Here is a 14,543-nt window from a genome sequence, read left to right on the forward strand (position 1 = left end):
GTTGTCCCCATCCTGTCGGCAGGTTGCCTACGTGTTACTCACCCGTTTGCCACTCAGTCTAAAAATCACCACTCAGGCCTCAGCCCTATGTTGGCACTTTTTAACGCGTGATGGCCACTTCGTGTCCATGACGCTACTCGCCCACTGACTAAGATCTCAGTGGTAATTTTTAGACTCCGTTCGACTTGCATGTGTTAAGCACGCCGCCAGCGTTCGTCCTGAGCCAGGATCAAACTCTCCGAAAAAAACTTGGTCTTTTTGCGCCATACTGCGTCACGGCTTCGCAACGTGTCCTCAGCGTACGCGAGTACGCTTCCGGGACGTTGCTTCGCCGTTCCTTGTCTGGCACAAAAATCCCTGCGTTTTTTCTCTGCATCCAACATGGTTTTATGTTGGACGCGGAGAAACTTGCATTCAGTTTGCAGAGAGCCGTTGATTGGCTCTTTTATCTTTGGATACGATTCTTTCGAACCGCATAAAGAAATTGTCGATTGCTTTTACAAATGTAGTTCACAATCGATGTTTCATCAAGATTCCTCTTGATGGACATCTGGCTTGAATCATATAGATGATTCATTTCTGCATTGTTTAGTTTTCAAGGAACACCGCCGAATTGCTTCGGCTGTTCGCCGCTCGCTCTTCACAGGCGACTCGACTATCTTACTCCATCCACGAGAGATTGTCAAGCACCTTTTTGAATTTTTTCGAGCTTCTTGCTGCCGTTCTGTGCGACAACGAATGCTATATTACATGAACACGCTGAAGATGTCAACATCTTTTTGAAAAATTTTCATTCCTTGTGCGTGCCAATGGATAAACATACGGCACAATCAGTCTTCATCAGTGAATTCGAGATGCTGCAAATGCGCGACATTATTCACATAATCAACCGTGAAGTGATTGCCGCCGTGCGTGAGGCGGCTGATCGCCGTATTCCCCTGTCGGATTCGCCAGACATATCGCAGCGGTATATGAAGGGCATACGCCAGAATCGTGCGCAAAAAGGCTCCGTGCGCTACGAGAACGACGTGCTCACCCGCATGAGCGGCAGTGATTTTCTCCAATTCTCGCGAGGCTCTTTTTTCTACATCCTCAAAGGTCTCCCCTCCAGGCGGCTTAAGCTCATCCGGTGCAAAGAAAATCTGCTTTCCAGCTTCTGGCCACTTAGCGCTGATTTGCTCGAAGGTAAGACCTTCCCACTCGCCAAAGTTCATTTCCCGCAAATTTTCCGTCTTCCTTACCTCGCAGCCAAAGCGTTCGGCAATAAACCCTGCCGTCGAAGCGGCACGCTGCAAGTCACTAGAATAGATGGCATCAATCTTCTCTGCGGGAAAATGCCTGGCGAGGCATTCAGCCTGTTTCACACCTTTTTCTGCCAAGGCAATATCAGAATGCCCTTGAAAACGACCGCCGGAATTCCACTCGGTCAATCCATGTCGAACAAGATAAATCTTTGTCATACTGCATCTCATTCCTTCCAAACTTCATGCATGGCTTCGAGCAATCGTTCATTGTCTGCACGAGAACGTACAGCGGCACGCAAGTACACCCCATCCAACCCCGAATAATTGCTGCAATCGCGCAGCAAGATTCCTCTCTCTCTCAAAACCATAATAAGCTGTTGTAAAAACACCTTTCCCTGCTGCAAATGGAAAAGAATAAAATTCACGGAGGGTGCAAAGACCTCAATCCCTGGCAATTTTGCCAGTTCCGCAGCAAGAAACTTTTTTTCCCTGCGGACAAAAGAGCGTGTCGCTTCATGGTAGACCGTGTCGGAAAGAGCAGCAACACCTGCCGCTTGAGCAAGGAAATTCACATTCCAAACATCTTTGCCGCTTTCCAACTGTCGGCAAAGATTCGGTTCAGCAATGCCGAAGCCCAGTCGTAATCCTGGCAGGGCAAAGAACTTCGTCATGGATTGGACGACGAAGAGATGCGGATATTCGTTCGTCAGATGGCGCGAAGTATATCCCTCTCCATCTTCACGAAAATCCAAGAAGGATTCATCCATCACGACGTATGTGCCTCGCTCCTCTGCTTTTTCCAGCAGCACACACAATTCTTTTCGCTCCCAGAGACGTCCCGTCGGATTGTTCGGACTGCAAAGCAGAATGACGTCTTCCTTCGAAAACTGCTGCACCGCCGCTTCCAAATCAAGAGAAAACCCATGCTTTTTCAACAGCGGAAGATATACGACCTTCACACCTGCGGCACGCGCCGCCCTTTCATATTCGCTGAAGGACGGGACGGGCAGGAGCAGGCGCTTCGGGCGCACGATATAGAAGAAGCAGTAAAAGAGTTCCGCTGCGCCGTTGCCGAGCACGATTTTTTTCTGCGGCACATCATAAAAAGAAGCGATCGCCGTCTTCAAGGCACGCGCCTCAGGATCAGGATAATTGACGATGCCATCAATATGGGAAAAAATGGCTTCCCGCACACGAGGTGACAGGCCGAGAGGATTGATATTTGCACTGAAATCCAGCCACGCTCCGCCAGTCGGGCATTTCTCATAGACATTGCCCCCATGTTCATATTTTTGCAGAACCTCGTCCTCCCTTCTCTCATGTAAGAACCGCGTACAATATCCACAAAGTGGACGTTTGCATGTATAGTTTTTCAAAGACAACAGAAACCCGATGTACTTTTCCTTCTACAACTGGTTCCCTTCTTCCTGCATGGAGCAGAAAGAAAGCCGAACGTCTTTATATTACACTAGCAGCTAACCGAAGAAAACACCAAAAAGCTCAAAAGCACAAGCGTTTCCGTCAATGTCGTAATCGCGCCATAGACATCTCCGGTCAAGCCGCCGAGATGACGCGTCGCATAGCTTGCAAAAAAAATCGTAAAGAGAAGTGCAGCAAATATGACCGCCGTCATGGAAAGAAGCCACGAGGACAGTCCCGCAGCGTCCAAAGGAATGATGCCGAAAAAACATGCTACGATGCCTGGAAAAAACACGAGGATAAGCGTATAAAAAAAAGCTCCGTAAAGGACTGACTTCGTGCCGCCATCTTTGAATGCCTTGCCCATGCCCACAGGACGTGCATAGGGAAAGGCGGAAATGGCGACGACCATCATCAGGCGTGAAACAATGGGCATGGCGAACAGAGCTGGAAAAAGCCATGCGCTTTGCAGCAGGTCAAGCAGGATCGACCAGTCGAGAATCATCAACAGGACGAAGGCAAAAACACCGTTCGCCCCCACGCGACTGTCCTTCATGATTTCCAACATGCGCTCGCGAGAGCGTCCCGAAAACAGTCCGTCCATCGTGTCCATGAAGCCGTCGCAATGAAGCCCGCCCGTCAGGAGAATCGGCAGTATCAGCAAGATTGACGCAACGACATGATGCGGCAAAAGGATGCCGTTTTGCGGCAAAAAACTCAACAGCAGTGCGGCAAAGGCCGCATAAAGGATGCCGAGCACCAAGCCGATCAGCGGAAAATAACGCACGCTGTCGGCAAAATCCTTCTCACACCAATCCTTTTGCTCCACGATCGAAATGCGCGTGAGAAACTGCAGACCGATGAAAAACGCACGCAAAAAAACACCCCCAGTGCTTCACGTCTACACTAAAAAAGCATCCCCCTCTGCTGCCAAAGAAGGAACCCGCCATACGTCAAGAGCAGAAAAAGAATCGTGACCGTATACATGAGGCGCACGGTCTTCTGTATGTCATCGGCTTCAATTTCACGCCGCGCCTCTCCCATATAGGCGCGAAAATGCGGCTCGCCGAAGTAATAGTTGTTGCCGCCCAAGCGTATGCCGAGTGCGCCCGCCGTAGGCGCTTCGGCGCACCCCCCGTTCGGGCTCGGGTGCTTCGCCGCATCGCGATGCAGCATGCGCCAAGCGCCGCGCCCGTCGAAGCCCAGGAAAAAGGCCGCGAGCACGAAAAGAACACCCGCAATGCGCGCGGGAATGTAATTGAGCACATCGTCGAGACGCGCCGCCACCCTGCCAAAGTACAAATACTTCGCGTTCTTGTAGCCGAGCATCGAATCCATAGTATTCGCCGCGCGATAGAGCACAGCGAACGGCAGCCCGCCGATCAGATAGAAAAAGAGCGGTGCAAGAACGCCGTCAACTGTGTTTTCCGCCACGGTCTCGATCGCGGCGCGCGACACTTCCGGCACGCTGAGCTTTTCCGTATCGCGCCCCACGATCCAGCCGACTTTTCTGCGCGCTTCCGGCAGATCGCCCGCCTTCAGGAGGGCGCGTATCTCCATGCCTGCCGCCGCAAGGCTCTTCGGCGAGATCATGAAGGCGAGCAGCAACGCTTCCAGCGCCATGCCCACATGCGGCAAGGGGATAAGCCCCAAAAGCCGCAGAATGCACCATGCAGCCTCGTAACAAACGACGAGCACAATGAGAGCGAGCATGCCGCCGCAGAGCAGTTTCTTCTCATTCGTATCTTCGGGACGATAAAAGCAATGCTCGAGCCAAGCGATAAGATTTCCCATCAATACGACGGGATGGAAGCGCGAACGCGGATCGCCGAGAATGCAGTCGATGAAGAACGCAAGGACAGCCGTCAGCATCCGACCTTCTCCCCCATGATTTCGCGCAGCTTATCCATATCGAGATGCGCACGCACGACGGCAGCAAGGCGATCATAGCTCTCCTCCTTCTCGCGGTAGCGATTGCGCATCACAGCGAGCGCAGGAAGCCCTTTCTTTTCGCGCAAGGCATTGAGAATCGCACGGCGCATTCCATCGTGATCGAAAAATCCATGGATGTATGTACCAAAGATGTTTTCTTCTTCATTTACCGTACCTTCCGCAGCGTCACAAACTTCGCCGCGTCTCTCTTTCACGCAGAGCGGATGACTGTCCCTATCGCACAGGAACTCCGTCGTTCCCATATGAATTTCATAGCCCTTGATATCATCGACAGAAATCCGCTTGCCAAGAAACGAAAAATCCCTAGCCGAAGCTACGACCTGCGAAGTCAACTTGTTTTCATGAAATGTCGTCTGCAGACCAAGAAGCCCCAGCCCATCCGTGCTGTCAAAAGAAGATTCCGTATGGTGCGGATCCAATATGCGCTTGCCAAGCATCTGGTAGCCGCCGCATATACCGATGACGGCCGTTCCCTTTTCGTGCGCCTCGCGAATCTTCGAGGCAAGTCCCGTTTTTTCGAGCCAACGCATGTCCTCCGACGTATTCTTGCTGCCCGGCAACAGAATCAAGTCGGGCGTACCAAGAGCCGCCGCTTCATGCACATAGCGTAGCGCCACGTCCGGCTCGCTTTCCAAACTGTCAAAATCCGTGAAGTTGGAAATCTTCGGCGTACGGATGACAGCAAGGTTGAGTTCCTTCTCTTCCGCCCTTTCTGCCTTATCCTCCAAGGATACGGAATCTTCGTCGTCAATGCCCATTTCCTCGATATGCGGGATGACGCCGAGCACAGGCTTGCCCGTCTTTTTCTCCAAAAATTCGACAGCAGGCGTAAAGAGCGAGATGTCGCCGCGAAACTTGTTGACGACAAGTCCCTTGATGAGCGCTCTTTCATCCTCTTCCAAAAGCTCCAAAGTGCCGACGAGCGAAGCGAGCGCACCGCCGCGATCGACATCGGCAATGAGCAGAACGGGCGCATTCAGATACTTCGCCACGCGCATGTTGACGATGTCGTTCGCCTTGAGATTGACCTCGGCAGGGCTTCCCGCGCCCTCGATGACGACGGTTTCGTACTCCGCATCGAGACGCGCCAACGCTTCTTTGACCGCCGAAAACGCTTTGAGCGAATAGCCTTGGTGGTACTCCTTCGCTGTCATATTGCCGACAGGCTTTCCCATGAGCACGACCTGCGAGCAGGAGTTTCCTGTCGGCTTCAGCAAGACGGGATTCATGTCGACAAACGGTTCAAGTCCCGCGGCTTCCGCCTGGGCGACCTGCGCACGCCCCATCTCCAAGCCATCTTTCGTGACATAGGAATTGAGCGCCATGTTCTGCGCTTTGAAGGGGACGACGCGCCGCCCCTCCTGCCGAAAGATGCGGCAGAGCGCCGTCGTCAGGATGCTCTTTCCAACATGCGAGCTTGTCCCCATCATCATGATGTAGTTCGCCAAAAGCCATTCCTCCTGTCAAGCGATGCAGTATGCTATTCCTGTAGTATATTTTACTAGGAAAGTCCAAGAGGCCAAGCCGAAGGCGCAGGCCGATTGGGCAACTTTCCTTAAGGGCGGCGCACAATGTCCACAAAGTGGACGTTTGTGCGTGTAGCTTACCACGACACTGCCAATTTCTTGAAATCGACGGCAATGCCGCAGGAAACGACGTACACCTCATCTGCGGCACGCGCTGTCAGCTGGTTGGCAATGCCCGTGATGTCGCGATACTCGCGTGCAAGATGATTTTCCGGCACGATGCCCGCGCCGACCTCGTTCGTCACGAAAATCGTCGTACCGTCCTGCTCCTTTGCAGCTTCGAGCAGGAGGCTGATTTTCTCACGTATAAGTTCATAATTTGCCGCAGAGTCGCGGACATTTTCCAAGGCGCACAGCAGATTGCTGATGTAGAGCGTCAGGCAGTCGAAGAGGATCATATCGTGCGCCCTTCCTGCCTCCTCAATGGCAAGATGCGCGTTCTCGGGCGCTTCCCATGTATGCCAGTCCTTGGGGCGCCGCTCACGGTGCAGTTTGACGCGAAATGCCATCTCCTCGTCATAGACGCCCGCCGTCGCAATGTAGGCAACCTTCTTTCCGAAACGCGCCGCGTACTGTTCGGCAAAACGGCTCTTGCCGCTTCGTGCACCGCCCGTGACGAGGACGATCTTACCCATGCATCTTCCTCCTCTCCCTGCTCGCTCGGCAAGCCTCAACGAAAGCCTCAGCCGCCTCAGGGCAGCCTGCAAAGTGCAGGTGCAGATAAGAGCCGAGAACCGCCCCCTTGGCATAGCCTGCCGCATAGTGCGCGCCGTTCCTCATGCGCGTAAAAATAAAGGCCCTCGCCGCATCCGCTTTTTCCCCCGGCAATTCCGTCGAGAAATGAAACTCGTGACCGTGCAGTTTCCTGCCTCGCGGTCCGAGAACCGTATCGCTGCAAAGCTCCGCCTCAACGTAGCCGACCATCTGCAGTTTGCGGTTCATCTGCACGACAGCAGGAACGATTCCCGTCATCGCATGTTCTTTTCCCTCGAAGTCCACGAGTTTTTCCATCAAGTACATATAGCCGCCGCATTCGGCATAAATGGGCACACCTGCTGCCGCCGCCTCAGCGAGAGAACGGCGCATCGACGCATTCGCCGTCAGTTCCTCGGCAAACATCTCAGGAAAGCCCCCGCCTAGGAGAACGCCCGCCGCCTCAGGCAGAGCCGTATCATGCAGCGGGCTGAAAAAGACGAGTTCCGCGCCAAAGGATTCCAACACATCAAGACTCTCGGGATAATAAAAGGAAAAGGCCTCATCGTGCGCGACGGCAAGGCGCACCTTGGACGGCTGTCGCTCTGCATTTTCCCTTGCAGAAAAAAGCAACTCCTCCGTCGAGGCCAATGGCGCGGCTGCTTCTGCAATCCTTCTGAGCGCCGCAAGATCGACCGAATGCGCCGCCGCCTCGCCCATCTTCTTTACAACATCGCGCTCTTCGTTCTCCTCGGCAGGCAGAAGGCCTAAGTGACGCTCCGGCATCTTCAGCGATTCGTCGCGTCGCATAGCCCCTAAGACAGGCATGTCAATCTTCGCCATCGCCTCGCGTATCATCGCCTCATGCGTATCCGAGCCCAGACGGTTCAGGAGAACGCCCGCGAGCTTGACCTCACGATCATAACTGCGGAAACCAAGTGCGATCGCCGCTGCCGATGCGCCCATCGACTTCGCATCGAGAACGAGCAGCACGGGCGCGTCGAGCAATTTGGCGATTTCTGCCGTGGAACTCACGCCCTTCCTGCCGCCGTCATAAAGCCCCATGACGCCTTCGATAACGGCAAGATCCGCACCTTTGGCCGTGCGTGCAAAAATCCCCTTGAGACGTTCAGCCGGCATAAGCCATGTGTCGAGATTGTGCGCGGGCAGCCCACTCGCAAGCGCGTGATAGCCGGGATCGATGTAGTCAGGGCCTACCTTGTACGACTGCACGCGCAGCCCCTGCGCACGCAGTGCGGCGAGGATGCCCGTCACGAGCGTCGTCTTGCCCGAGCCGCTCTGCGTCGCGGCGATGACAATGCGCGGTATCTTCTCTTCCATGGCAAAATCTCCTCAGCGCGTGTTGTCTATGAGATACATGACAGCATTGACGACGGACGCCGCGATCGGGCTGCCGCCCTTCGTGCCTTCCACCGTGATGTACGGCACTTTGTCGTTCTTCGCCAAAAGTTCCTTGGAATCTGCCGCCCCGACGAAGCCGACAGGGATGCCGACGATGGCCGCCGGACGTATGCCTTCCTCCTCGACCATGCGCAATACCTCGAAGAGCGCCGTCGGCGCATTGCCGATGGCAATGATCGCACCATCGAGAGCCTTGCCGAAGGAACGCATGGCAGCCATTGAGCGCGTGATGCCCTGCGCCTTTGCTTCGGCGGCAATCGTCTCATCTGCTACGAGGCAATGCACCTCACCGCCGAAGGATGCGAGTTTCTTCTTATTGATGCCCGTGCGCACCATCTCGACGTCCGTATAGATGTGCGCCCCTTTCTTGAGCGCCTGCTGCATCGCCTCGATTGCCTGCGGATGAACGCGGATCACTTTCGCATAGTCGACATCGCCCGACGCATGAATCATGCGCGAATACACCTTGATTTCCGCTTCGGAAAGTTTATACTCGGCCAGATACGGTGCGATGATCTCCATGCTGCGGTTCTCGATTTCCATCGGCTGTTTGATAAAATCCATGCTGTAACCTCACTTCTCTGCTTTATGAACAAACGCCAAGACCTCTTCAAAGGTCTGCGCCATATTGTCATAGGCGATGCGCGGCCGTTCGACGATGACGAGCGGCAGGCCGAGATTCATTGCCGCCGCAAATTTCGTATCGGCGCCGCCGACCGTGCCGCCGTTCTTCGTGACGACGACATCCGCCTCATACTTCTTGTAAAGCTCCTCGTTGAGCGCTTCGGAAAATGGTCCCTGCAAGGCGACGATATGGCTCGGGCGAAAGCCGAGCGCCGTACATTCCTCGATGACTTCGGGGGCGGGCAGGACGCGTGCCGTCAGCACACATTTTTTCAGTGCGGGCGCTTCTGTAAACGCCTTGAGGTTGTGACTGCCCGTCGTAAGAAAGATGTTCCGTCCCAAATCCGCCGCAACTTCCGCCGCTTCCTCGTAGTCTGCGACGTAATGCGCCTTTTCATAGTCGAGCGGCGCACTCTGTCTCTCATAGCGGATATACGGGATGCCGCACGCGCGGCAGGCGCGCATGGCATTTTCGGATATATTCGCCGCATAAGGATGGCTTGCATCGACGAAGACAGTGACGCCATGCTCGCGGCAATACTCCGCCAGTGCTGCTTCATCGAGCGGACGATCGCTGATGACGATGCCCGGATATCGCGACAAAAGCTCCTCACCGTAGCGGCTCACGACCGACGCCGTGACACTCTGCCCCTTTTCCAGCAGAAAACCCGCAAGCTCCCTGCCGTCCTGTGTGCCTGCTGCCACGAAGATCATACTTCGTAGCCCCGCGGCGTGATCATGTAGCCTTCCTTCACATAGGTGCGGCTATTGCCGATGATGACGAGCGAGAACATGTCGATCGTTTCCTTCGTGAAGTTTTCAAGCGTCGAAATCGTCTTGCTTTCCGCTTCACGCGCCGCATGATTCACAATGCCGACAGGCGTATCTGCCGCGCGGCAGGCAAGGAATATCTCGCGGATCTCCTCGATGTTCTGCACACGCTTCTTGCTCTTGGGATTGTAGAGCGCGACAACGAAATCAGCTTCCGCCGCCGCCTTGGCACGCTTCTTGATGAGTTCCCACGGCGTCAGCAGGTCGCTGAGACTGATGACGGCAAAGTCATGCATGAGCGGTGCGCCCAAGATCGAAGCCGCCGCATTGACCGCCGAGATGCCGGCGATGACACCGCCGAACTCGGGGCGATCGCTCGCTTCGCGCTGCAGGAGAAGTTCCAAGACGAGTCCCGCCATGCCGTAGACGCCGGAATCACCGCTCGAAACGACGACGGTATCTCTTCCCTTCGCCGCCGTTTCCACCGCCATGCGGCAGCGGTCGATCTCCTGCATCATGCCCGTGCCGATGACCTCGCGCTCACCGATGAGGTCTTTGATGAGCTTGATGTACGTCGTATAGCCTGCGACGACTGCCGCTTCCTCAATCGCCCGCTTCGCACGCGGCGTCATATCCTCCAAACTTCCGGGACCGATGCCCACCACTGTTATTTTTCCCATACAAGTGCCACCGTCACTTTCTCAAATTTCGTTTTGGCAAGGGCAAGTCGTCCTGCGGGGACGCTCGCGAGTGCTGCAGCTTCTGCGACGTTGCCGATGCCGATATTTTTCTTGACAAAAGGAGACTCAGAAAGCCCATAGGCGTCGATTGTCTCCTGCATCTTTTCGTTGGAATGGAAGCGAATATCGCGCTTGAGTTCCGCGCTCAAAGCAAGAAGTCCCGCCTCGTCCACCTTCACCTCTGTACTCGCGAGAAGCGATACATCTGCGATGTTGCGCCCGATCTTCGTGAGAGCCGCTTCCAATGCCGCCCGTATCTCCGACATCTCCGTGCCGCGTCTGCAGCCGATGCCGGCAACGAGACGGCGCGGCACGAGGCATATCACATCTTCTCGCCGCACACTTTCATCCGCCGTGATGAAGGCCGTCAAGCCTTCCTTCGGCGGAAGCTCCCGTCCGAACAGCGCCGTCAACCGCATATCGTCAAGCCGCTTCTTGTAAAAGCTCGCACGCGCGAGTTTCTCATCAATTACATAGCGAATCGCCTCACCGTCAAGCACGGCGCTGTTGAACCGCTTGATCTGCTCCTTCGGCGAGGGGCGCAGCGCAAGGCGCGCGGCGGCGACATCGACGGCAAGCTTCTTCTGCACGTCCGTTGCCGTCGTGATGACGGGATCTGCGCCAAGCGATGCCGCAAGCTCGCGCGTCAGCTCGTTCGCGCCGCCAATGTGACCCGAAAGCAGACTGATGACATGCTGTGCCTCCTCGTCGAGCACGAGAACGGCCGGATCTTCCAGCTTGCTCTTCAAAGAACCCGCAATCATGCGCACGGCAATTCCCGTTGCCATGATGAAAACAAGCGCATCATACTGACGAAACGCCGCCTCAACCTGCGGCGCGAGGCGCTTATAAACGCGTACTTCCGCCGGCATTTCCTGCCCTGCCTTGACGAAGATGTCGACGCTCACATCGAGTGATGCGCGAACGCGAAGAGCCGTCTTCGTGCCGCGCGGCGTCGCCGTAAAAACCGCGCATCTCATTTGCTTGCTTCGCGGAACATATGGCTGAACTCCGGCGCGTAGAGGCGCGAAAGCTCATAGTCCGCGCCGAGGCAGCGGCTGACGACGATCATCGCCGTGCGGTCGATGCCCTTGTCGGCAATTTCCGCCACGATGGTTTCCAATGTCGCGCGCACGATCTTCTGCTCGGGCCACGAGGCGCGCTGCACGATGGCGATCGGCGTATCAGGCGCGTAGCCGCCCTCGATAAGCTCCTTCACGACATCCGCGAGCATCGTGATGCTGAGGAAGATGCACATCGTCGCCTGATGTGCGGCAAGCGAGCGCAGCTTCTCCCGCTCGGGCACAGGCGTACGCCCCTCGTTGCGCGTGATGATGACCGTCTGAGAGATTCCGGGAAGCGTATACTCCTGCTTCAAAGCGGCAGCCGTCGCGAGGAAGGAGCTGACGCCCGGCACGACCTCAAAATCAATCCCCTTCTTCTTGAACGCATCCATCTGCTCTTGAATCGCACCGTAGATGCTCGGATCGCCCGTATGAAGGCGCACGACCATGAGATCTTTCGCCACCGCCTTCTCTATCGTCTCAATGACCTCGGGGAGCGTCATAGAGGCGGAATCGTGAATCTCCGCGCCTTCCTTGGCAAAGTCCAAAAGGGCGGGATTGACGAGCGAACCCGCATAGATGATGACGTCGGCCTTTTGCAGCAGCTTCTGCCCCTTGACCGTGATGAGCTCGGGATCGCCTGCGCCCGCGCCGACAATGTATACCTGCATGTTCTTCCTCCTGTTACACGTTTGCCTTATGGCAGGAAATGATGTAGACGGGGTTGATCGCCTCCGCCATATCGTAAGGACCGACCTTCTTCAGGCGATTGACCTGCACCTGGACGGTATCATAGAGATAGCCGCTCTTCTTTCGCATGTAGGCGAGTGAACTCGCGAGCGTCTGCACCGTGATGCAGTTGATGACGATGAAGCCGCCGGGTTTCAATCGTTTGTCGAGAAATTCAAGGATCTCTTCCAGATGGCTTCCCGTGCCACCGATGATCGCCGCATCAAGTCTTTCGGGCAAGCGCTCCAGTCCCGCCGGCGCCTCGCTCTCGATGATCGTGATGTTCTCGATGCCAAATTTCGCCGCATTCTGACGGATGAGTTCGACCGCTTCTTTTTTGCGCTCCACGGCGTAGACATGACCCGCCTTCGCCAAAAGCGCCGCCTCGATGGAAAGCGATCCCGTGCCGGCGCCAATATCACAAACGATATCATTTTTTCCGATCTTCGCCCCCGCCAATGTCAGGATGCGGATCTCCTTCTTCGTCATCGGCACTTTGCCGCGGATGAATTCTTCGTCTTCGATGCCTAAAAAATGTTTCATGCCTTCACCACCAAAACACCATGAGAGATTTCCGCTGCAGACGCCGCCTTAGCAAGTGTCGTATGAATGATTTCCTCATCTTCATAAGACAGCCGTGAGCATATATGAAGCTCTGCAGAAGACGGCCAGCCAAGCTCCATAAGGCGCTGTGCAATCGTGCGCGAATTGTTCGATCGATCCGTCAAAAGCCCGAGCAGGGCGCCCTCCTTGTAAGCAATCTCTTTCGCCTGCGGCACGCGCCCGTGGAAGGACGCAAGTCTCGCCTCATGCCAAGGCAGAGCAAGGCGCGCAAATGCTATCTGCAGGGAACTTACGCCGGGGATGACGACGAGCGCCTGTGGCGGGAACTCACGCCGCAGAGCATCGAGCAGCGAATAATAGCCTGGATCGCCTGAAACCATGACGACGACGTGCGTCTTTTGAATCTTCTCCCGAATGAACGAAAGGACGGCGTCTATATCGCCGCGAATCGTCATCGTCTCCTGCCCTTGCCTGGCGAAATCCGCCAGGGCGCGGCTGCCGCCGACGAGCACCTTCGCGCCCTCGATGGCAGCGCGTGCCGCCGGCAGGACAAAATCGGGATTGCCCGGTCCAATGCCTGCCACTACGATTCTATGCTCCAATGAAAATCCCTGCCTATCTCTCTTGCTGTATCATCCATGCCCAAGAGCTCCCCCTTAAGCGTCGTCATCGCCGTACCCACGCGCAGATCTTGGAATACGTACCGCTCGGCGCGAGCCGAAGCACGCGCGCAAAGAATGCCATAGACCCGCTCCAAACCGTATTCGGCAAAAAGCGGCAAGGCCTCTTCCGTCGTCGTCGCCGCAAGGATGCGGCGCACCGCTTCCTGCGGTAGGCCTTCCGCCGCCGCGTAGGCAGCGAGCGCTTCCAAACGGCCGTCCGCTATGCGGTTGTGTGTATAAAAGACACCTGCCGCAACCTTCGAGAGCTTGCCGATATGACCGAAGAGCAGCACGCGCTTGAGCTTTCTTTCCGCCGCACGCTCCAACATGAAACCGATGAAGTTGCTCGTCTGCACGACAGCCTCGCGCGGCAGGCCGAAGCGCACCGCCGCATTCTCGCCCATCTTGCCCGGCACGAAGATCTGCGTATCGAAGCCTGCTGCAAGAGCCACATCCATCTGCGGCACGAGAGAGTTTTTGAAGCCTTCCTCCGACATAGGACGCAGGACGCCCGTCGTGCCGATGACGGAAATGCCGCCGACGATGCCGAGGATCGGATTCAGCGTGCGTTTTGCAAGTTCCTCGCCTGCGGGAATCGAAATCGTGACGTCCGCACTGCCGTCCTTGCCGAGGATTTCCTCGATGACGTTGCGAATCAGCTGGCGAGGCCCCGGATTGATCGACGGCTCGCCCGGCGGCACGGAAAGCCCTGGCTTCGTGACCGTGCCAATGCCGCGCCCCGCATGGAAATGAACTCCGCTCCCCTCAGGGCGAACGACGACTTCCGTAAAGACGGAAACGCCATTCGTGATGTCTGGATCATCTCCTGAGAACTTCACGACCTCGGCGCGCGCTCCCGACGGCGTGCGGATGACTTCTTGAATCGGAATGTGAAGCGGCGTGCCGTCGAGCGCCATGATCGTCACTTTCTCGCAATACTCTCCGTCAAGAAACAGGAGCGCCGCCTTCGTCCCAGCCGCCGCACAGGCTCCTGTCGTGTAGCCGCTTCGCATCTCCTTCGCCATCGCACTCACTCCTCCACACTACAATGCTTTTATTGTACAAGGAAACTTCGAGAAGTCAAGCCCAAAAGGCACAGACCGTCCCCATAAAATCTAAGCCCCGGCACACA

Annotated in this window: 15 protein-coding genes and 1 rRNA gene; all 16 read right to left on the reverse strand. The window is 55.9% G+C overall.

All coding sequences use genetic code 11. The features are described 5' to 3' along the window. Positions 1–245, reverse strand: a 16S ribosomal RNA gene (locus QZ177_RS02120); the annotation flags it as partial. Between the two features lie 585 nt (positions 246–830). Further along, positions 831–1,460 carry a histidine phosphatase family protein gene (locus tag QZ177_RS02125; RefSeq protein ID WP_265071596.1) on the reverse strand — a complete coding sequence of 210 codons (630 nt, stop codon included), beginning with the start codon at positions 1,458–1,460 and terminating at the stop codon, positions 831–833. A gap of 8 nt (positions 1,461–1,468) precedes the next feature. Continuing rightward, entirely contained in the window at positions 1,469–2,626 is a 1,158-nt protein-coding gene (gene cobD, locus QZ177_RS02130) for a threonine-phosphate decarboxylase CobD (RefSeq protein WP_366461536.1), read from the reverse strand. A gap of 86 nt (positions 2,627–2,712) precedes the next feature. Beyond that, a complete protein-coding gene (locus QZ177_RS02135; protein WP_294175375.1) occupies positions 2,713–3,540 on the reverse strand; it encodes an adenosylcobinamide-GDP ribazoletransferase in 828 nt (275 codons plus the stop codon). A 29-nt stretch (positions 3,541–3,569) separates the two neighbouring features. Further along, positions 3,570–4,535 carry an adenosylcobinamide-phosphate synthase CbiB gene (gene cbiB / locus QZ177_RS02140; RefSeq protein ID WP_294175376.1) on the reverse strand — a complete coding sequence of 322 codons (966 nt, stop codon included), beginning with the start codon at positions 4,533–4,535 and terminating at the stop codon, positions 3,570–3,572. Further along, positions 4,529–6,064: a cobyric acid synthase gene (locus tag QZ177_RS02145; protein ID WP_294175377.1), complete on the reverse strand. Its 1,536-nt coding sequence runs from the start codon at positions 6,062–6,064 to the stop codon at positions 4,529–4,531. Before QZ177_RS02145 ends, cbiB begins: the two co-directional genes overlap by 7 nt. A 155-nt stretch (positions 6,065–6,219) precedes the next feature. Further along, complete coding sequence (gene cobU / locus QZ177_RS02150; protein WP_264919114.1) at positions 6,220–6,777, reverse strand: bifunctional adenosylcobinamide kinase/adenosylcobinamide-phosphate guanylyltransferase; 558 nt, start codon at positions 6,775–6,777, stop codon at positions 6,220–6,222. After that, complete coding sequence (locus tag QZ177_RS02155; RefSeq protein ID WP_294175378.1) at positions 6,770–8,176, reverse strand: cobyrinate a,c-diamide synthase; 1,407 nt, start codon at positions 8,174–8,176, stop codon at positions 6,770–6,772. Before QZ177_RS02155 ends, cobU begins: the two co-directional genes overlap by 8 nt. Before the next feature lie 12 nt (positions 8,177–8,188). After that, positions 8,189–8,821 carry a precorrin-8X methylmutase gene (locus tag QZ177_RS02160; RefSeq protein ID WP_294175379.1) on the reverse strand — a complete coding sequence of 211 codons (633 nt, stop codon included), beginning with the start codon at positions 8,819–8,821 and terminating at the stop codon, positions 8,189–8,191. Between the two features lie 9 nt (positions 8,822–8,830). Next, positions 8,831–9,595: a precorrin-6A reductase gene (gene cobK / locus QZ177_RS02165; protein WP_294175380.1), complete on the reverse strand. Its 765-nt coding sequence runs from the start codon at positions 9,593–9,595 to the stop codon at positions 8,831–8,833. After that, positions 9,592–10,332 carry a precorrin-3B C(17)-methyltransferase gene (cobJ, locus tag QZ177_RS02170; RefSeq protein WP_006193062.1) on the reverse strand — a complete coding sequence of 247 codons (741 nt, stop codon included), beginning with the start codon at positions 10,330–10,332 and terminating at the stop codon, positions 9,592–9,594. Before cobJ ends, cobK begins: the two co-directional genes overlap by 4 nt. Then, positions 10,320–11,372, reverse strand: coding sequence for a cobalt-precorrin 5A hydrolase (locus tag QZ177_RS02175; RefSeq protein WP_294175381.1), 1,053 nt, complete (start codon positions 11,370–11,372; stop codon positions 10,320–10,322). The genes cobJ and QZ177_RS02175 overlap by 13 nt, the downstream gene beginning before the upstream one ends. Continuing rightward, positions 11,369–12,127 (reverse strand): precorrin-4 C(11)-methyltransferase, encoded by a 759-nt coding sequence (gene cobM, locus QZ177_RS02180; protein WP_294175382.1) that lies wholly within the window; start codon positions 12,125–12,127, stop codon positions 11,369–11,371. The genes QZ177_RS02175 and cobM overlap by 4 nt, the downstream gene beginning before the upstream one ends. Before the next feature lie 13 nt (positions 12,128–12,140). Continuing rightward, positions 12,141–12,728 carry a precorrin-6Y C5,15-methyltransferase (decarboxylating) subunit CbiT gene (gene cbiT, locus QZ177_RS02185; protein WP_294175383.1) on the reverse strand — a complete coding sequence of 196 codons (588 nt, stop codon included), beginning with the start codon at positions 12,726–12,728 and terminating at the stop codon, positions 12,141–12,143. Further along, positions 12,725–13,333, reverse strand: coding sequence for a precorrin-6y C5,15-methyltransferase (decarboxylating) subunit CbiE (cbiE, locus tag QZ177_RS02190; RefSeq protein ID WP_294175384.1), 609 nt, complete (start codon positions 13,331–13,333; stop codon positions 12,725–12,727). Before cbiE ends, cbiT begins: the two co-directional genes overlap by 4 nt. Next, entirely contained in the window at positions 13,333–14,436 is a 1,104-nt protein-coding gene (cbiD, locus tag QZ177_RS02195) for a cobalt-precorrin-5B (C(1))-methyltransferase CbiD (protein ID WP_294175385.1), read from the reverse strand. The genes cbiE and cbiD overlap by 1 nt, the downstream gene beginning before the upstream one ends. Positions 14,437–14,543: the final 107 nt, after the last annotated feature.

This window comes from uncultured Selenomonas sp. (genome assembly GCA_905372355.1).
Classification (GTDB): Bacteria; Bacillota; Negativicutes; order Selenomonadales; family Selenomonadaceae; genus Selenomonas.